The 17541-nt window shown below is 62.8% G+C and carries 17 protein-coding genes; 3 read left to right on the forward strand and 14 right to left on the reverse strand.

All coding sequences use genetic code 11. The annotated features are described in order from the left end of the window. Both EOA49_RS14025 and EOA49_RS14030 read right to left on the reverse strand, forming a co-directional pair. Nucleotides 1-365, reverse strand: a 365-nt coding sequence (locus EOA49_RS14025) for a LacI family DNA-binding transcriptional regulator (RefSeq protein ID WP_164749223.1), incomplete at its 3' end; no start/stop codon positions are given. A 322-nt stretch (nucleotides 366-687) separates the two neighbouring features. Then, nucleotides 688-2178 (reverse strand): NAD-dependent succinate-semialdehyde dehydrogenase, encoded by a 1491-nt coding sequence (locus EOA49_RS14030; protein ID WP_245460647.1) that lies wholly within the window; start codon nucleotides 2176-2178, stop codon nucleotides 688-690. A 143-nt stretch (nucleotides 2179-2321) separates the two neighbouring features. Between EOA49_RS14030 and EOA49_RS14035 the strand changes: the two genes are divergently transcribed. Beyond that, nucleotides 2322-2996 carry an FCD domain-containing protein gene (locus tag EOA49_RS14035; protein ID WP_095783156.1) on the forward strand — a complete coding sequence of 225 codons (675 nt, stop codon included), beginning with the start codon at nucleotides 2322-2324 and terminating at the stop codon, nucleotides 2994-2996. Between the two features lie 186 nt (nucleotides 2997-3182). On the opposite strand, the gene EOA49_RS14040 is transcribed toward EOA49_RS14035, so the two are convergent. From EOA49_RS14040 to EOA49_RS14065, 6 genes are read right to left on the reverse strand one after another with little or no spacing between them, the layout of a single operon-like run. Further along, nucleotides 3183-4514, reverse strand: coding sequence for an FAD-binding oxidoreductase (locus EOA49_RS14040; protein ID WP_095783303.1), 1332 nt, complete (start codon nucleotides 4512-4514; stop codon nucleotides 3183-3185). Nucleotides 4515-4560: 46 nt separating this feature from the next. Continuing rightward, the gene (locus EOA49_RS14045) at nucleotides 4561-4914 is read right to left on the reverse strand and encodes a cupin domain-containing protein (RefSeq protein ID WP_067329699.1); all 354 of its coding nucleotides are present in this window, start codon (nucleotides 4912-4914) and stop codon (nucleotides 4561-4563) included. Continuing rightward, nucleotides 4902-5621 (reverse strand): ABC transporter permease subunit, encoded by a 720-nt coding sequence (locus EOA49_RS14050; protein ID WP_067329696.1) that lies wholly within the window; start codon nucleotides 5619-5621, stop codon nucleotides 4902-4904. The genes EOA49_RS14045 and EOA49_RS14050 overlap by 13 nt, the downstream gene beginning before the upstream one ends. A 1-nt stretch (nucleotide 5622) precedes the next feature. Next, nucleotides 5623-6336, reverse strand: coding sequence for an ABC transporter permease subunit (locus EOA49_RS14055; protein WP_127241621.1), 714 nt, complete (start codon nucleotides 6334-6336; stop codon nucleotides 5623-5625). 54 nt (nucleotides 6337-6390) lie between these two features. Then, nucleotides 6391-7209, reverse strand: a complete 819-nt coding sequence (locus EOA49_RS14060) for a transporter substrate-binding domain-containing protein (protein ID WP_127241622.1) — start codon at nucleotides 7207-7209, stop codon at nucleotides 6391-6393. 41 nt (nucleotides 7210-7250) lie between these two features. Beyond that, a complete protein-coding gene (locus tag EOA49_RS14065; protein WP_067330146.1) occupies nucleotides 7251-8027 on the reverse strand; it encodes an amino acid ABC transporter ATP-binding protein in 777 nt (258 codons plus the stop codon). A gap of 666 nt (nucleotides 8028-8693) precedes the next feature. On the opposite strand from EOA49_RS14065, the gene EOA49_RS14070 reads away from it, so the two are divergent. Then, nucleotides 8694-9773 (forward strand): mechanosensitive ion channel family protein, encoded by a 1080-nt coding sequence (locus tag EOA49_RS14070; RefSeq protein WP_127239984.1) that lies wholly within the window; start codon nucleotides 8694-8696, stop codon nucleotides 9771-9773. Between the two features lie 51 nt (nucleotides 9774-9824). Here the strand turns inward: EOA49_RS14070 and EOA49_RS14075 are convergent, their stop codons facing one another. Both EOA49_RS14075 and EOA49_RS14080 read right to left on the reverse strand, forming a co-directional pair. Next, entirely contained in the window at nucleotides 9825-11597 is a 1773-nt protein-coding gene (locus EOA49_RS14075; protein ID WP_127243199.1) for an SLC13 family permease, read from the reverse strand. Nucleotides 11598-11754: 157 nt separating this feature from the next. Further along, nucleotides 11755-12402, reverse strand: coding sequence for a class I SAM-dependent methyltransferase (locus tag EOA49_RS14080; protein WP_127239982.1), 648 nt, complete (start codon nucleotides 12400-12402; stop codon nucleotides 11755-11757). Between the two features lie 202 nt (nucleotides 12403-12604). On the opposite strand from EOA49_RS14080, the gene EOA49_RS14085 reads away from it, so the two are divergent. Next, the gene (locus EOA49_RS14085; RefSeq protein WP_281008330.1) at nucleotides 12605-12856 is read left to right on the forward strand and encodes an Hpt domain-containing protein; all 252 of its coding nucleotides are present in this window, start codon (nucleotides 12605-12607) and stop codon (nucleotides 12854-12856) included. Nucleotides 12857-12871: 15 nt separating this feature from the next. Here EOA49_RS14085 and EOA49_RS14090 read toward each other — a convergent pair whose 3' ends face one another. The 4 genes from EOA49_RS14090 to EOA49_RS14105 are packed head-to-tail and all read right to left on the reverse strand — an operon-like array spanning nucleotide 12872 to nucleotide 17476. Continuing rightward, complete coding sequence (locus EOA49_RS14090) at nucleotides 12872-14299, reverse strand: glycosyltransferase family 2 protein (RefSeq protein WP_164749224.1); 1428 nt, start codon at nucleotides 14297-14299, stop codon at nucleotides 12872-12874. After that, on the reverse strand, nucleotides 14296-15336 hold the full coding sequence (locus tag EOA49_RS14095; protein WP_245460649.1) for a HEAT repeat domain-containing protein: 1041 nt from the start codon (nucleotides 15334-15336) through the stop codon (nucleotides 14296-14298). The genes EOA49_RS14090 and EOA49_RS14095 overlap by 4 nt, the downstream gene beginning before the upstream one ends. Continuing rightward, nucleotides 15336-17084 carry a YaiO family outer membrane beta-barrel protein gene (locus EOA49_RS14100; protein ID WP_127239980.1) on the reverse strand — a complete coding sequence of 583 codons (1749 nt, stop codon included), beginning with the start codon at nucleotides 17082-17084 and terminating at the stop codon, nucleotides 15336-15338. Before EOA49_RS14100 ends, EOA49_RS14095 begins: the two co-directional genes overlap by 1 nt. Beyond that, complete coding sequence (locus EOA49_RS14105; protein ID WP_067000929.1) at nucleotides 17084-17476, reverse strand: response regulator; 393 nt, start codon at nucleotides 17474-17476, stop codon at nucleotides 17084-17086. Before EOA49_RS14105 ends, EOA49_RS14100 begins: the two co-directional genes overlap by 1 nt. Nucleotides 17477-17541 lie beyond the last annotated feature (65 nt).

The raw sequence follows: 17541 nt of genomic DNA on the forward strand, positions 1-17541 counted from the left end.
ACATGCAGCTGGCCGAGCCGCGCGTCGTCCTCGACGTTGCACAGGAACACCGAGACGCCATTGTCGACCAGCGCATCCGAAACGCCGGCCATCAGCGGCAGCGAGAAGCGGCCACAGGTATCGTTGGTGAGCAGGCCGACGGTGAAGGAGCGCTTGCGCAGCAGGCTCTGCGCCAGGTGGTTCGGCCGGAAGCCGAGACGCTGCGCCACCTCACGAATGCGCTCGCGCGTCTCGGCGGTCATGCGCCCCTGCCCGTTCAGCGCCTTGGACGCCGTCGCCACGCTGACGCCGGCCGCAGCCGCCACCTCGCGCAGGGTGACCGGCGGCTTGGCGGAAACTGGCGCTGGCTCGGCGTCGGCGGACATGGTTCGAGGCGCATCCCTGAGTTGGGAAAAGGTTTTCCCTTATCGCCCTGCGCGAAGATGACGGGTCAGGTCAGCGGGCGCGGGGCGATTTGGGAAAAGGTTTTCTCACAAGGGAGATTAGGGGAAGGTGGCGGCGTTGGCAAGGGGAAAGGACTCGACGCGGCTGCTCGCCCAATCGTTGACGTGCGTGGGATATCATAAGTTCCAGTCTCGAAGAACCGGAAGGGCCCGCAAGCAGGCTTGTCGGTTTCCCAGAAGTAGCTAGCGTAAACCTGCACGACCGATATGTGGCGCAACTCGGCGGAGAAGCGATTTTGCGGTATTACCAGTTGGTCGCGACGTATTTTGGTTGGAGATATTCAAGCAGGCCGTGATGCCCTCCCTCGCGGCCGAGCCCGCTTTGCTTCATCCCCCCGAACGGCGCTGCCGGGTCCGAAACTAGGCCACGATTGACGCCGACCATTCCACTTTCGATGCGTTCGGCGACCCTCAGGGCGCGTCTGAGATCACTACTGTAGACGTAGGATATGAGGCCATACTCCGTGTCGTTCGCCAGCCGGACAGCCTCGTCTTCCGTATCGAAGGGCGTGACCGCTGCGACCGGCCCAAAGATCTCTTCCTTCGCGATGTCGGAATCGGGGGAAACGTCAGCTAGGACTGTCGGAGGATAGAAGAAGCCCTCGCCAGGCCGCGGTTTGCCGCCCGTTTCGATACGCGCCCCACGGGCAACGGCATCCTTCAGCAAGCGATCAACCTTCTCCACGGCCGTCGCGGTAATAAGGGGCCCGAGCTGGGTCGTCGCTTGGAGACCCGGCCCCACTGAAAGCGAGGACATTTCCTGGGTAAGCCGGCGGACAAAAGCGTCGTAAATGCCGCGCTGCACATAGAAGCGATTCGCCGCAGTGCAGGCTTCTCCGCCGTTGCGCATCTTGGCGACCATGGCGCCGGCCACGGCATCGTCCAGATCCGCATCATCGAACACGATGAAAGGAGCGTTGCCGCCGAGTTCCATGGAACAGCTGATGACCCGGTTGGCGGCCTCACGCAACAGGATGCGCCCAACGGCGGTCGAACCCGTGAATGACAGTTTGCGCACCCGACTGTCGTGCAGCATCGCGCTCACCACAGGCCCCGCGGCCGTGGTCGTCACGATGTTGACGGCACCTTCGGGCAAACCGGCTTCCATGAGGATCGCACCGATCGCCAACGCGGTCAGTGGAGTCTCAGCCGCCGGCTTCAGTACGCACGTGCAACCCGCCGCGAGCGCCGGGGCGATTTTGCGGGTCGCCATGGCCGCAGGGAAATTCCAGGGCGTGACAAGAACGGCGATGCCAATCGGCTGGTATTGAACCAGGATTCGGTTTGCACCGCCCGGCGCCTGGCCGATGTCGCCGAGAGTACGCACCCCCTCCTCGGCGTACCATCGGAAAAACTCCGCGGCATAGGTTACCTCTGCGCGAGCGTCCGGGAGGGCCTTGCCGTTCTCCAGAGATATCAGTTGCGCCAGCCATTCGGCACGATCGCGCATGAGCTGGTGGCAGCGCATCAGGATGTCCGATCGCCGGCGTGAGGGTGTTTGCCTCCACATCGTCGCAGAAGCCTCCGCAGCATCGATCGCCCGGATTCCGTCGGCGACTGCGCCGTCTGCGACAGATGCGATCGTGCGCCCGTTGGATGGATCGGCGACATTAAACCGATTGCTGCCGGTTGCACTTGTCCATTTGCCGCCCACCAGCAGATCCACAGGAGCGCTTGCAATGATAGCCGCAGCATCCACGCAAAAAGGTTGGATATCCCTTGCTGTCTGACTCACACCCATCCTCTCGCGGCTTTAGAAAACATGCGCAACCAGTCTGTCGATTGCTGGAACCAATATGAAATTGGTATTGCAACCGGTGTCAATATAGATCAAATTGGTTGCAGAGAAATCCGCCCGTTTCTTAGTGGAGTGGCCGCATGACCGTCGTTTTGAGGGATTTCATCGAGGCGGCCGGACTGCAGCCAGGCGACCGGCTGCCGCCCGAGCGCGATCTCGCGCTCAAGCTAGGTTTACCCCGCACGGCCCTCCGGCGCATGCTGGCCGAGATGGAGCAAGAGGGGCGCCTGCTTCGCCATGTCGGGCGCGGCACTTTCGTCGCCGAGCGAGGGGCAACTGCCAGCGCTCCGTATCGCGCACACGATGCCTCCCGGAAAGAACTGTGGACCTATCCCGCTGAGGTCTTCGAAGCACGATTAATCATCGAGCCGAAGGTGGCGGCGCTCGCGGCGTTGCGGGCGACCCCCTATGAAACTGAAGAGATGCACAAGGTCATCCAGCATGGCAGTACCGCCGCGACGCTGGCGGAGTTCGAGCGTTGGGACGCCGCGTTCCATCAACTGGTAGTGGTGGCGGCCCGCAATGGATTGCTGGCCTCGCTCTACGAAGGTATTCACTCGCTTCGGGCGGGGCGTCTTTGGGGGCGCATGAAAGAGCTGTCTCTGACGAAAGAGCGTATGCAGGAGTATACGGCTCATCATCGCGCGATCTTACAGGCGATCACTGACCGCGATGGTGGGCAGGCCGAACAAAGAATGCATAGCCATATCTTGACCGCGAGAGCCAACATACTCGGATCGGAGACAATGGGGTGAGTAGGCCTCATCGCCAAAATTTTGAGATTGCCGAACCGAGCGGAATGGCGCGTTCGAACGCTAATCGCCTGTCGTTCTATTCAAGGCGGGGCATCTGACACTGTTTTCACGACGGACGCGGTGCGCGCCATCCAGACAAGATGAAGTTCCTGTACGCGGCGGGCCCGTCCCCAAGGAAGAGCAAGGTTATCGCCTCTTTGCTTCGGGCTGGCGACGGCGCATCGCACGCTTATCCCGCCATTCGTAAAGGGAATAGACAAGCGGGATGAACCATGGCTTGCCGCGGTAAAACGGCACGGCCTTCGGAGCGGGGTCGAAATCGAAGGCGGACTGAGCCTTTTCGGTTTCGCCGAGGATCTTGAAGGCGGCCTTCTTGCCCAGCCAGCGGGCCCAGACCACTCCGGAGCCGCAGAAGCCGGTGGCGTAAACCGTATCACCCGAGGTGAAAATCCGAGGCACCATGTCGCGATGCATGGCGACCTGGCCAAACCAACTATGCGTCAGGCCGACGCCCCTCAGTTCGGGGAAAATTCGGCCAAGTTCGCTGCGCAAATGGGTGGTCGGCGCCAGCGCGTCACCCGCCGTGGTGCCGTCCCTGCCGCCGAAGAGGATGCGCGATCCGTCCGCCGAAGGGCGATAGTAATAGCTGAGCTGGCGCATATCGCCATACATCATGCGCTTCGGCATCAACCGGTCCATGACGCCTTCTGCCAATGGCTCGGTAGCGATGATGCGGCTGCGCACCGGCACAATACGGCGTCGCAGCCAAGGATCGAAGCCGTCGGTATAGGCATCCGTGCAGATCAGCACCTTCCTGGCGAGAACGTCACCGCGCGACGTTCTCACACGGACCCCGCCGGCCTCGGCGATGGTTCCCGTAACGGCTGTGTTCTCATGGATTACCGCTCCGGTTGCCATTGCCACCCGTATAATACCCGCAAGCAGCTTGGCCGGATGCAGGCCACCGGTATCCATCCGCACGAATCCACCCGTGTAGAAATCCGTCCCGATATAGGTCGGCACGTCCAACCGGCCGACGGGATGAGCCTCGATGCCCAGAAAGCGCCGCAGTAGATCGGCGGAGCGGCTGAGTTCGTCGCATTCATCAGCGTTGATCGCGCCGACGAACAGGCCGGAGAGATGGAAGTCACACTCCACCTTCTCCTCCTTCAGAAAGGCCCACAGGTCTTCCCGTGCGGCCTTTCCCTCCATCAGGATCTCGGTGGCGCGGGCCTCGCCGAATCTTCTGATCAATTCCTTGCGCCCGGGTCGAATGCTCCCGCTCGCCATGCCGCCATTACGACTGGAAGCCGCCTGCCCCAGCGACTGGCGATCGAAAAGCTGAACACTGCGACCGGCACGAGCAAGCTCGATGGCCGCCGAAAGTCCTGCATAGCCTCCACCAACGATCGCCACGTCGCATTTGGAGGCGACCCGGCGGACTGGGAGGGGAGAGAAGGTGCAATCCTCCCACCAATAGGGCGTGGATTTGAAGGGGCCAGCGGAATCGGCGGTCATGGGAACATACCAGCTTTTGGTCGGGTCGGCGGGCAGCGCAAACCGGTCAATCACGTGAGACCCAGAGTTTGCGCGTGGTTTCGATGGCACGCCATACGCCGGTGAATCCCGGATGCATGACGAAGGCGTCGCCAGCCGCGATGCGGCGCGGCGGGCAGCCATCCTCAGTGAGTTCGGAGACACCCGAAAGGATGTAGCAGAACTCGAAAGTCTCGCCCTTAATCGAACGATAGGCGCCAGGCGTGACCTCCCAGACCCCTGCCTTCACGGCGCCGTCTGCGGTCTGGGCGATATCCCAGCTCAGAAAACGTGGATCGCCCTCCACAAGGCGGTCGGGCAGAGGCTGCCCTTCGCGTGGGCGCGGAAGAACATTCTGGTCGATGAACGTCAACTTGGACATAGGGATGTGGCCTTTCTGCGCGTTGAACGCCGTTCGAACCAAAGTTGCCGCTCCAAAAGCTTCAAGGCAGTCAGTCCGACGACATTGAGGGTGAGGTAGAAGACGGAGGTGATGATGAAAATGTCCATAATGGCGAAGGTTTCGCTCATCAGGCGTTTGGCCCAACCGGTGATTTCGAGCACAGCGATGGTCGAAGCGAGGCTGGATTCTTTGACGATGATGGCAACCTCACTGCTGTAGGATGGCAGCGCTTGTCGCAAAGCCAGCGGGAACTTAATCCGGCGCAAGATAATCCAAGGCGACATGCCGCAGGCTTCCGCCGCCTCGATCAGCCCGCGCGGCAGGGATAAAAACGCGGTTCGAAAGATTTCGGCTGTGTAGGCACCGGTGTTCAACAGGACCGCGAGAATGGCTGCGTGCAGGCCGTCGCCGATCAGCCACCAAATCACCGGGTTGGAGCGAAAGAACCCGACCTGCCCTAATCCGTAGTAGATCACGAATATCTGCACCAGCATGGGCGTGCCGCGAAAGACGGCGCAATAGGCGTCGGCCGCCGTGCAAACCAAGCGATTGCGCGAAGTGCGCGCGAGCGCCACCAGGATGCCGAATGGCAGTCCTAAGCCCACGCCGAACACCGAGATCAGAAGCGTTGTCTTTGCGCCGGTGAGAAGGAACGGAATCGCATAGGCAATAATGGTGAAATCCATTCTAACCTCCGCTGAAGCCGCGATTGATATGGCGCTCAGCCAGGCCGAACAGGGTCTGGCTGACTGCTGTCATAGCGAAGAACAGCGAGGCAGCGATGCAGTAAAAGAGAAGTGGCGAGCGCGTGATGCCCGCCGCGATAGCCGCCATACGCATGAGTTCCTGCATGCCGACGATGGAAACGAGTGAAGTATCCTTGATCGTCATCTGCCAAACATTGTTAATCCCGCCGAGAGCAAGTCTCAACGCGAGCGGCAACGTGATTCTGAAAAAGGTGACCGATCGAGGCAACGCCAAAGATTTCGCGGCTTCAAGAAGACCGTTGGGAACGGCTTCCAAAGCGCCTCGCATCACCTCGATCGAATAGGCGCAGGAAATGGTCGCGATGGCGAGGATGCCGATAATGGACGGGTAGGCACTTTCAGCCATGTCTCGGTAGCCGAAGGCAACGGCTATCTTCTGCACCCAGTCGACAGAGCCAAAGAACAGGAGATAGATCACAAGAAGACCCGGCACGCCGCGGACGACGATGCTGTAGACATCGATCATCTGGGACAGCACCGGGACCCGCTGCCAGCGCGCTATGGCAAACGGGACGGCTGCGATCAACCCGATCATCATGCCGACCAGCCCGATGCAGATCGTCACGAAGGCGCCGCGCAGCAAAGCGAGTCCCCAGCCCTGCTCCACAACCAGCAACCAGATAGTTTCAAACATGGATGACACCCGTCGGGCCGCCGCGGGCTGCGACGGCCAGTTGTTGCGAGAGGATCACTTCTTGCACGGAATGGTGTAGTCGTCCTTGAACCACTTGAGGGAAGACTCCTTGATCTTACCTCCATCGATCATGTTGCAGAGCGCGGCATCTACCTTAGCCTTGAGTTGGGCATTCCCCTTGCGCATGCCGACACCCATGCCGTGGCCGAGGGTTTCAGGATCGCTCATCGCCGTAATCTTCACATCGATCTTCGTGAAGTTGGCGCCGTCCGGCGTAGCGAGGAAATCCATCCAGGTCGGGGAGTCGCCGAAAGCGGCATCCAGGCGGCCAGCCGCAAGATCAGCGGTCTGCTGAGTGGTGGCATCATAAGTCTTGAGATCGGCGCTGGTCGCCCGCTTGCCGATGAATTTGGCATAGGTCGTGCCTGTCACGACGCCGACACTCTTTCCCGCGAGCGCCTTTTCGATCTCCTCGAGACTCTTGAGCCCGGCAAGAGCGGAATCTTTGGGGACCACGAAATAGAGCGGCGTGGTGGCGTACGGGATGGAGTAGTCGATCTTCTTCTGGCGCTCGGCAGTGATGCCAAGGCCGGAAATGATCACGTCGAAGCGGTCGCTATCCATTGAGGGAACCAGCGAACTGAAAGCCTGCACCACGAATTTGCACTTCATCTTGAGTTCGGCGCAGATACCGTTGGCAACGTCGGCGTCGAAGCCGGTGACGTTTCCGTTGGCGTCGGCCATGCTGAACAGCGGCGCGTCCCCTTCCGTGCCGACGCGTAGGAGGCCTTCCTCGGCGCGCGCGGCACCGGCTGCGGCGGCGAGCATGAAACCGGATACGAAAATCGAACGAAACGTTTGAACTGAAAGCATGAGTGTTACCCCTTTTCTTGTTCTGCTGAAGAAAACCGCGATCACGCGGCGGCTGGCATGACGCTGGAGAGAAACCGTTTCACCGCCTCCGAGGCAGGGTTGCGAAACAACTCTTCCGGCGCATCGTCCTGCTCAAGGATACCTTTGCGCAGGAATATCATTCGGCTCGACACGTCGCGCGCAAACCGCATTTCATGGGTGACGAGAAGGATGGTCGCCCCCTCTTCGGCCAGCGTGCGGATCACCTTCAGCACCTCGCCCACGAGTTCCGGATCGAGCGCGGATGTGGGCTCGTCAAAAAGCATGATCTTTGGTCGCATCGCCAGCACCCGTGCGATCGCCACGCGCTGTTGTTGACCGCCTGAAAGCTGACTGGGATAGCGGTCGCGGAATTCGGCCATCCCCACCTTGGAAAGCGCCGAAAGCGCCATATCCTCGGCCTCCCGCCTTCCTTTCCCGAGCACGTAGACGAGCGCCTCTGTCACGTTGCCGATCACGGTCCGGTGCGGCCAGAGATTGAAGTTCTGGAACACCATGCCAGTCCGCTGGCGAAAGAGCCGGATCTTCGCGCGGTTGGTGATTTCGCTCTTGCCCGGTCGATTGGTGGTGATGGAGATTGCGTCGCCCATCACCTCGATCCTCCCTGAGGTCGGCGTCTCCAGAAAATTTATGCAGCGCAACAACGTGCTCTTTCCCGAGCCAGACGCGCCGATAAGGGATATGACCTCCCCTTCCGCCATCTGGAAAGTGACGTCGTTAAGGATCCTGACCGCGCCGAAATTCTTACTGAGTTCATGGACCTTTAGAACCGGGGCCATGTCACGGCGTCTTCGGTTCCATTCAGATCGCACCTTCTCAACATGGGGCTGGCCCCGGCTGTCCATCGTCTGCGCGAGTTCGTTAAGTGTTAGGCGACTGTGACCATCGCTCCCACTTTCGTCGGTGACGGCGCCATCTATGGCGCTCCTCCTCGAAACGGTTCGATATCCCTTGCTGTCAGTCACGTTCATCGGCTCGCTGCCTCTAGCAACTATTTGAAACCAATCTCGGGATTCTTAGGACCAATATGACATTGGTATCGCAACCGGTGTCAAGATAGATCAAATTGGTTGCGAGAAAAATCTACAGGAACAGCTTACATTTGGCGCGTCGGATCCAATTCGCGGAATGAAGATCATCGCAGATAATCCGCCCCTCGCCCGGCCTCAGGCGAACATAGACTCGCCTATCGCTTCCTAAACAGAATGTTCGGGCCCGCTCCGCCGGGCCGCCCACGCGTCGCCGCCGGCGCCGAGCCCGCGCCAGCGGCAATAAGGGACGGCGGCGCCAGGTGACGGGTCGGCAGCGGTCGGGGAACCCGATCCGGTTCGAGCACGTCCACATAGCGACGAGACCCACGCGCCGGCAAACGCCTCATTCCAACGCCGCCGTTGCGGAACGATTAGCCGCTGCTCGATGTTGATGCGACATCGGATGGCGAATCCATGGAACGGCGCGACAAGGAACAGGAGAACCTTTCCCGGCTCGAACGGGCCGCGCAGCGGACTGCCGATCCGAAAACGATCCAGCAGCAGGCGAAAAAGCCCGAGGAAAAGTTCCGCTTCAGCTTTCGCAAGGAAGACCTCTGGTGGACGGCTGGTTTCGCTGCCGTAGCCTTGCTGCTCTTTGCCGTCCAACTTCTCATCAATTGGCGCGTGGAATGGTTTGAGGCGCCTTTGCGCGCCCGCGTGCTGAACTACGTCTGGGGCGGCCTTCTCATCTTCGTCATGTTGACGATAGCGAATATCGTCGAAGTCTTTCTCATCGGCCGAATTCCCAATCGCGTTTCGCGCTTCAACCTGAAACGAATCTTTCGATTGATCGTCGTGGTCGCCGTCGTCTTCGTGGCCATCTCGGTTCTGTTCGTGAACTGGTACGCCGCCGTCGTTTCGCTCGGGCTGATTTCACTGACTCTCGGCTTCGCGCTGCAGATGCCGATCTCCAGTTTCATCGCCTGGATCTATATTCTGGCCCGGGCGCCCTATCGCGTCGGCGACCGGATTCGCATCGGCGACGCCCATGGCGATGTCATCGACGTCAGCTATCTCGACACGACGTTATGGGAATTCGGCGGCGAACATCTTTGGACCGATCATCCGAGCGGACGCGTCATCAAATTCCCGAACTCCACCGTGTTCGACACGCCGGTCTTCAACTATTCCTGGCCGCTGTTTCCCTATGTCTGGAACGAAATCAAGTTCCAGCTCGCCTACGACAGCGACCTGGAATTCGTGGCGAAAACCATGCGGGAGGTCGTGGACGAGCAGATCGGCGACATCATGAGCCAGAAGGTAAAGGTCTATAAGGACATCCTGTCGAAAACGCCGGTGGACGAGTTGCAAGTGAAGGAGCATCCGGTGGTTCATTTTCGCGTCAGTGAAAATACCTGGCTCGAAGCCATCGTGCGCTACCTCGTGCCGCCGAAGGAAGCGGGCCGCACCAAGACACGCTTGATCAAGGAAATGCTGGCGCGAATGAATGCAGAACCCGATCGCGTGCTGTTTCCAAAGAGCAATTTGCGGTGAACATCCCGGCAGCTTGGTAGAGCGAGGTCGTTCGCGTCCCTCTATGGCTTGTCAGTTCATTGGCCAGACGATCGCCAGCATCGGCACGGCAACAATGACGACAAGGAACGACAGCGGCAGCCCCAGACGCGGATAGTCGCTGAAACGATAGCCTCCCGGCCCCATGACAAGCGTGTTGCATTGGTGCCCGATCGGCGTGAGGAAGTCGCAGCCGGCGCCAATGGCGACAGCCATCAGAAAGGCTTCCGGCCTGTAGCCCAGATCGGCGGCGAATTCCGACGCGACGGGCGCCATGACTAGCACGGTCGCGGCATTGTTGAGGAATGGCGTCACGGCCATGGCGGCAACGAGGATCAGCGTCAGGGCGCCGGGCGCCGGAAGAACGGTCCCGAACCTGGCAAGCTCCGCGGCGACCAGCGCGGTCGCCCCCGTAGTGCGCAGCGAATCGCTCACCGGGATGAGAACGGCGAGCATCACCAGGATTGGGCCATCCAGCGACTGGTAGACGTCGCGGAGCGGGATGACCTTGAACAGCACGATCCCGACCGCGGCCGCAAAGAAAGCGACGGGAACAGGGAGCAGACCCACGGCAGTCGTGAGCATGGCAAGGGCGAGGATTACCACGGGCACGATACCCTTGCGCACGCTGCCAAGAAGGATAGGCCTTTCCGCCAGCGGCAGGCAGCCGAGTCCGCGCAGTGTCTCGGGCATTGTGGTTGCATTGCCCTGCAACACGACGACGTCGCCGAGCCTTAGCTCGACCTTGGCGAGCCTGCGGTCGAGGCGCTGGCCGCGACGGCTGACAGCCAGGAGGTTGACGTTGAAGCGATCGTAGAGGGCAAGTCGCTGAGCCGTCCAGCCGATCAAGGGCGAGCTTTCGCCAATGACGGCCTCGATAGCGACCATCTCGCTGGTGGTGACCTCTTCATTCACCCGATCGCCCGTGACGCTGAGCTTGCCTTGCGAGACAAGGCGATCCAGCGCTGCCGGGTCGCCTTCGAGCAACAGGATGTCGTTCACCTTAAGGACGGCATCGGGCAGCGGCGTCATCCGCATCGTGCGATTGCGCAGGATCGACGTCACGACGGCATCGCCTCCGGCAAGCTTGATGACGTCGGCGACGGTTTTCCCGAGCACGGTGGAATCGCCGACAACTCGCGCCTCTGTAAGGTAGTCCTTGATGTCGAGGGCTTCATTCAGCGCCCCGCCGAGCTTTTCGCGCACCGGCAACAGCCAATAGAAAGACAGCAGAAAGATCATTCCGGCGGCGGCGACGGCCGCTCCAACAGGCGCGAAGTCGAACATTGTGAACGCCGTTCCGGTCAGCTGCTCTCGCACCCGGGAGACAACAATGTTCGGGGACGTGCCCACCTGCGTCATGAGACCGCCGAGCAATGACCCGAATGCCATGGGCATCAGAAATATCGATGGCGAGGTGCCGGACCGGCGCGCGAACTGAAAGGCGATCGGGATCATGATCGCCAGCGCGCCTATATTCTTGACGAAGGCAGACAGGCACGTCACCACGATCACCAGCAGCGCCAGTTGCGAGCGAACTCCCGACAATTTCGGAGCAAAGCGCGCGATGGCGAGTTCCATGATGCCCGATCGCGCTATGCCTGCGCTCACCAGCAGAGCACTGCCGACAATGATCACGATATCGTCGCTAAACCCGCTGAAGGCTTTGTCGAACGGCACAATCCCGACGGCGAGGGCGAGCAACAGCGCCGCGGCAGCGACGAGATCATAGCGATAGCGGCCCCATACGAACGCTGCCATCATCACGAAGGTGACGGCGAACGACAGGATTTGCGGCATGGTCATGTCTTCGGCTGCTCCGCAAGCGGCTGATCAGAACGCCCAGACTGCTCCTTTGTTGCTTTGGCCCCGACGGTCTTGGGCTGCTGGCGGAGCTGAAGGCCATCGCGCATGAGCGCGGTCCCCTCGCCCGGCTCTGCCCTCGCGCGCGGGCGAAATTGCCCTATCGCTTGCTGAAGAAGCCGGACAGAATGTTCGGGCCGGCTTCGCCGGGCCGCAGCCTGATGCCGTCCTCGAAGCAGTTCAGCGTCACGCATTCGAAGCCGCTGTGGGCGAGCAACGCCACCAGCGAGTCACGGTCGAAGTGGTGCAAATGCTCGTTGGGGAGACGCATACGCCAGGTTCGGAACCAGGCGTCGCCGTCGGCGCCGAGCTCGCGCCAGCGGCAGTACGGGACGGCGACGGCCAGGTGCCGGGTCTGCAGGCGGCCGAGGAAACCCAGATCCGGGATGTGTTCGAGCACGTCGAACATGGCGACCAGATCCCAGGAACTGGCCAGCGCTTCCTCCCAACCGACAAAGCGGACCCCCGCGGGCAGCGGGAACTCGGCGATGTCGTAGCCGGCGCAATCGGCGACCCCGGTTATCTTCGCGGCTTCGATGAAGGTGCCGGTGCCGTACCCAATCTCCAGCACCGAGCGGGGGATCGCGCCGGTCAATCCCAGCACCCAGCCAAGCCGCTGATATCCGAGCTTGATGGTCCGGTCGCTCAGGTCCTCGTAATAGGAAATATATTGCTTGTCGTATTTGATCGGCGTGAAGTCGATCTGGTGGATCACGCCAAATCGGTCCACCTCGTAATTGTCCAACATCAGCGTGCTGCCCTCCGGATTCCCATTCCTTATACGGCGGCGCTAAACGCAGCGTAACTGGCGGGGCCGGCGACGCAGCCAAGCAAGGCGACAGATGAGCGACAGGTAGCCCCACTCGCCATTCCGCTTCGCTCCGCTTTCTGTTTCAATATCTCCTCATTCGCTCGGGAGAATCTCCATCTCAACCGATCCCTTCGCCCCCCTGCGCCAACGTTTCCTCACCCGCTGCGCGGCTCAGCTCGCGGAGCTGCAGGCGGCGCGCGAGGCGCTGCCCGGCTCCGACCTGACCAAGCTCGCGCATTCGCTCGCCGGCGCGGCCGGCACTTTCGCCTTTGCGGAGATCAGCGTGCGGGCCTCAGAGCTGGAGACGCTGCTCATCGAGCAGGCGGAAAGCGGCGATGTCCGCGCGGCGCTCGATGCCTTAATCGCGGAGATCCAGCGGACGCTGGCCTGACGGCACCCGCCGGGCTCACTTCTTGGCGGCGCCGAGGCCGGTCCTGGTCATCTCGCCCCAGCCCTGGTTGCCGCGCAAGAATTGCCACCAGCCCTTCACGCGCCAGAAATTGTTGAGCTGGCGGTAGCCGAAATTCTCGATCACGGCGGCCGCCATCAGCACGGCGAGATCCCTGGCGCGGGGAAAGCGCTGCAGCTCGGCCTCTTCCAGGATGAGCGAGCAGACGCTGACACAGACGCCATAGGTGAAGATCAGCGAGGTGAAGGCCAGGAGATATTCGGCCGACAGGATGCCGAGCAGCCAGAAGGCCGGGATCAGGATATAGCCCAGCACCTCCGCCACCGGCCCCATCACATCGACGATGAAGATGTGGCCGAAGCCGAGGAAGCCGACGCGGCCATAGCGCGGGTTCAAGAACATGGCGCGGTAGCGGAAGAAGCATTCGAGCGCTCCGCGCTGCCAGCGCGTGCGCTGCCTCGCCAGAACGCTCAGCGTTTCCGGCGCCTCGGTCCAGCACACCGGCTCGGGAATGAACTGAACGCGGTATTTGCGCTTCTTGTCGCGCATGTGGCGGTGCAGCTTGATCACAAGGTCGAGGTCCTCGCCCATCGAGCCCTTGGTGAAGCCGCCCACCGCCACCACTTCGGCACGGCGGAACATGCCGAAGGCGCCGGAAACCAGCATCAGCGTGTTGACGCTGCTCCAGGCAAGCCTGGCCATCAGGAAGGCGCGCAGATATTCGACCACCTGGAAGAGTGGCAGCAGGCGGCTCGGCAAATGGACCTCGCGCACCCTGCCGGCCTCGATCTTCGAGCCGTTGGCGATGCGGATTGTGCCGCCCACCGCGATGGTGCGCTCGGGATCGTCGATGAAAGGCTGGGCGGCGCGCATCAGCGCGTCGGGCTCGAGGATGGAATCGCCGTCGATCACGCAAAAGAGCGGCGCGCGGCAGACATTGATGCCGGCATTCTGCGCGTCCGCCTTGCCGCCATTCTCCTTGTCGACCACGAACAGCCGCTCGGTCATCGGCGAGGAATAGAGCCCGCGGATCGGCTTGTGCGCCAGCGCGTCCTCGTAGGGACGATGGAACTTCACCAGCTTGAAGCCCTCGATCAGGCGCTGCAAGGTCTGGTCCTTCGAGCCGTCATTGATGACGATCACCTCGAAATTCGGATATTCGAGCGCCAGCATCGAATGGACGCTCTCCACCACATTCACTTCCTCGTTATAGGCCGGCACCAGAAGCGCGATCGGCGGCGCGACCTCGCCGTAGCGCTGCCAGAGCAGCGCCGAGCGCGCCACCGGCGGGCGCTTGGACAGCGCATAGCCGGCGAGGACGAGCTGCAGCAGATAGATTGTCGTCTGCGCCAGCCCCGCCGCGATGATGAACCAGGACAGGATGGTGGCGGCAAGGACGATCTCGTCGCTCCAGTCGGCAATCATGCGGCCGGTCCCTCGGCAAGAATGAGCGAGGCGGTGCGCTGGCTGCGCGAGACCTCGCTGTCGGCAATCTGGCGCAGCAGCCGCTCGCCCGGCTGGCCGAAGGAGCGCAGCGCGTTGGCGGCGGCATAGCGCACGTTCCAGACCTCGTCGTCCAGCAGCCTGGACAGCGGCGGGGCAAGTTCGGGAAGGCCGAGGCGTCCCGCGGACTCGGCGGCGGCGGCGCGCACGTCCCAGTCGTCGTTTGCCATCGCGCTCGTCAGGATCGCCGGTGCATCGGCGTGTCCGGTGAGGCCCAGCGCGCGCAGAGCCGCGGCGACAACCTCGGGTGAGGCATCGCCGGTCAAGCCGGCGAAGAAGGCGGCAAAGCCGAAGCCGCCGGCGCGGGCGAGCGCGTCGATCGCGGCCGCCCTGATGAAGGGCACAGCGTCGACGCGCGATGCATGGATCGCAAGCTCGTTGAAGCGCGTGCGCGGAAAGCGCCTGAACAGTTCGATCAGGCGCCGCGAGCGCTGTCCCGCCACGCCTATCTTGTCCAGCGCGACGCCGAGCAGGGGCAGGCTGCCGAGATCGCAAAGCGCGATGGCGGCGGCGATCCTGACTTCGCGCGAGCGGTCCTGGTCCAGCGCCGAAAGCAGGCTAGCCGTCGCATTCTGCGACCCCAGCGCCGCCAGCATCTCGGCCGCGTGGATGCGTTCGGCCACATTGCCCCGTTCCAGCTGCCTGCCGACGAGGGCCGGCAGGCCGCATTCGTTGAAGGCGACAAGGACCTCGTCACGCTGCTCGCCGCGCAGCAGCGAAACGAACTCGAAGCCGGCCTCGATCGCCACGCCCGGCGGCACCGAAAGAATGGCCGTTTTCAGCGTCTGGCGGTCGCGGTCTTCGGTGAAGGCGATCAGCGCCGTCAGAAGCTGGCGCCGCTGTCCGGCTCTGGCGCTGTCCCGGCGCTCCCGCAGCAAACGGCGCGCGATCAAAAACAGCATGATCACCAGGGAGAGCGCGCTGAGCAGTATGGAGAGATTCCAGACGTACCACATCATCAGAACCGCGCGGTCAGCCCGAGCCCGAATATGCTTCGGTCGAATGTCGGGCGTTGTTCATGCGCGATGCTGGCGCGCAGCGTTAGCGGATCGCTAACGTCGACGGAGAGGCCGCCAAAGACGGTGCGCGTCGGCACCAGCGTGCCGTCTGAAATTTCGGGGGCGTCGGCATAGCCGCCGAAGAGATTGACATGCGGCGTCACCGCGAGGTCGGCGCGAAGCACATAGCCGTCCGCGCGCGTCCCGATATCGTCCTCGGCATGCACCCAGCGGGCGGAAAGCCCCAGACGGCCGTCGAGGAGATAGCCCTGCAGCCAGGGCTGGATGCTGGTGACGTCGGCGTCGGCGAAATTGTCGTAGCGGGCGTCGACGTTGAGCGAAAGCGGGCCGAAGACCTTCGCCGGCGCCACGACCTGCCACGAAGCGCCGGCCCCGATCGAATAGCGCGCCAGAAAGTCGGCATCCGGCGTCGCCGCGGCCAGCGCGTAGGCGGAGAAGGCCGGCGAGAAGGCCTGGTCGACGCGGCCCTCGATCTGGACGTCGGTGTTGCCGAAGCGGGTGGCGAGCCGCGTGCGGCCGGAGATCGTCGTTTGGGGCGATAGCCGATAGGAAAGGCCGGCCGAACTGTCGGTCCAGTCGCCAAGCCCGTCGGTGAGATCGCTCACCTCGCTGCCGAGGTCGAGCCGCCATTTGCGCGGCGGCGGCACGGCCAGCCTTTGCTCGATATCGGCCGAACCGGGCTCGATGGCGAGCGCCAGGCCGTAGGCCTGCCGCGCGGCCTCGTCGTCGCCCTCGGCACGGCGCACATCGCCGAGCCCGACCAGCGCCTCGGCATTGCGCGGATCGAGCGCCAGCGCGCGCTGCAACGATTGCCCGGCCCGCTGGTAGTCGGCCTCGAGCAAAGCGATTCTCGCGTCAAGGCTAAGCGCCTCGACATTGTCCGGCGCCGAGGCCAGCACATCACCGACCAGGGCGCGGGCGCGCGGCGCGTCGCCTTGCCAGATCGCCAGGCGTACCTTGCCCAGCCGCGCGTCGAGAAGGCCGGGCCTGATCGCAAGCGCGCGGTCGAAAAACCGCCCGGCCTCGTCGAAGCGCTGGCTGGAGCCCACAACGAGGCCGAGCGCGACCAGGGTGTCGGTGTTCCTGGGCGACAGCTTGAGCGCGCGGCGATAGGCGGTCTCGGCCTCGGGCAGCTTTCCCGCCGCCCGCAACCGCCTGCCCTGCTCCAACTGGATGGCGACGGGATCGGGCCGCCGGTGGGGCGGCTCCTTCGCCGGCGCCGCGGCAGCCGGAACCGGCTTCGCCTGGCTGGCCTGCTTGGCCTTGCGGATGTTCTCTAGAAGCGCTGCCGCGTCGGCATTGCCGGGCTGTGCCTCAGCGACCTTCTCGGCGAGCGGCAGCGCCGCATCCAGATTGCCGGAGCGGAATTCGACCTGGGCCATGCCGAAGCTCGCATCGCGATAGGCCGGGGCAAGGGCAAGCGCCCGGGCAAAGGCGTCGCGCGCCGCCGGCAGATCGTTGCGGCCGAGCTCGGCGAAGCCAAGCTGCACGAGGGCGTCGGCATTGTCAGCTTTCAGCGCCAGCGCGCGCCGGAAAAGATCGGCGGCCTCGTCGAAATGCTGCGCCTGCCGGGCCTTGACGCCGGATGCGTAGAGCTCGTCGACAGTCTGCGCCAGCGCCGCGCCGGGAGCGGCGGCGATCGCCAGGATCAGGCATGCGGCAAAGGCTGAGCGCCGGCCGCGCCGCATCAGCGCTTCCCGCCCTTGCGGGCGATGAGACGCGCCAGCCGGGCCAGTAGCTCCTCGGGAATGAACGGCTTCACCAGATAATCGTCGGCGCCCTTCTCAAGCGCCGAAACGATGTCCTTCTCGGCCTTGCGCGCGGTCAGCATCACCACCGGAGTCTTCGACAGCACCGGGTCGCCCTTGATGCGCGCCAGCACCTCGATGCCGTCGGCCTTGGGCATCATCGCGTCGAGCACGATGATGTCGGGGCCGTCCTGCTCCGCCTTCGCCAGCGCCTCGGCGCCGTCCACCGCTTTGATGACCTCGTATCCCTTCGCCCTCAGCCTGAATTCCATCAGCTCGAGCAACAAGGGATCATCATCGCAGATCAGAACTCTTGCCTTCGCTCCATCCACCACCAGTCCTGCTCCGGTTCCGTCGCCCCCCGGAGTGATGACGCCGCGCGATCTTAGATAAAGCC

The sequence above is a fragment of the Mesorhizobium sp. M1A.F.Ca.IN.020.04.1.1 genome (assembly GCF_003997315.1).
Lineage (GTDB): Bacteria > Pseudomonadota > Alphaproteobacteria > Rhizobiales > Rhizobiaceae > Mesorhizobium.

Bases quoted from the DNA above. Each gene is read 5' to 3' on its own strand.
- EOA49_RS14075 (WP_127243199.1), bottom strand. From the start codon at position 11,597: ATGACCATGCCGCAAATCCTGTCGTTCGCCGTCACCTTCGTGATGATG.
- EOA49_RS14080 (WP_127239982.1), bottom strand. From the start codon at position 12,402: ATGTTGGACAATTACGAGGTGGACCGATTTGGCGTGATCCACCAGATC.
- EOA49_RS14100 (WP_127239980.1), bottom strand. From the start codon at position 17,084: ATGCGGCGCGGCCGGCGCTCAGCCTTTGCCGCATGCCTGATCCTGGCG.
- EOA49_RS14095 (WP_245460649.1), bottom strand. From the start codon at position 15,336: ATGATGTGGTACGTCTGGAATCTCTCCATACTGCTCAGCGCGCTCTCC.
- EOA49_RS14050 (WP_067329696.1), bottom strand. From the start codon at position 5,621: ATGGATTTCACCATTATTGCCTATGCGATTCCGTTCCTTCTCACCGGC.
- EOA49_RS14055 (WP_127241621.1), bottom strand. From the start codon at position 6,336: ATGTTTGAAACTATCTGGTTGCTGGTTGTGGAGCAGGGCTGGGGACTC.
- EOA49_RS14065 (WP_067330146.1), bottom strand. From the start codon at position 8,027: ATGGCCCCGGTTCTAAAGGTCCATGAACTCAGTAAGAATTTCGGCGCG.
- EOA49_RS14035 (WP_095783156.1), top strand. From the start codon at position 2,322: ATGACCGTCGTTTTGAGGGATTTCATCGAGGCGGCCGGACTGCAGCCA.
- EOA49_RS14040 (WP_095783303.1), bottom strand. From the start codon at position 4,514: ATGACCGCCGATTCCGCTGGCCCCTTCAAATCCACGCCCTATTGGTGG.
- EOA49_RS14045 (WP_067329699.1), bottom strand. From the start codon at position 4,914: ATGTCCAAGTTGACGTTCATCGACCAGAATGTTCTTCCGCGCCCACGC.
- EOA49_RS14070 (WP_127239984.1), top strand. From the start codon at position 8,694: ATGGAACGGCGCGACAAGGAACAGGAGAACCTTTCCCGGCTCGAACGG.
- EOA49_RS14090 (WP_164749224.1), bottom strand. From the start codon at position 14,299: ATGATTGCCGACTGGAGCGACGAGATCGTCCTTGCCGCCACCATCCTG.
- EOA49_RS14060 (WP_127241622.1), bottom strand. From the start codon at position 7,209: ATGCTTTCAGTTCAAACGTTTCGTTCGATTTTCGTATCCGGTTTCATG.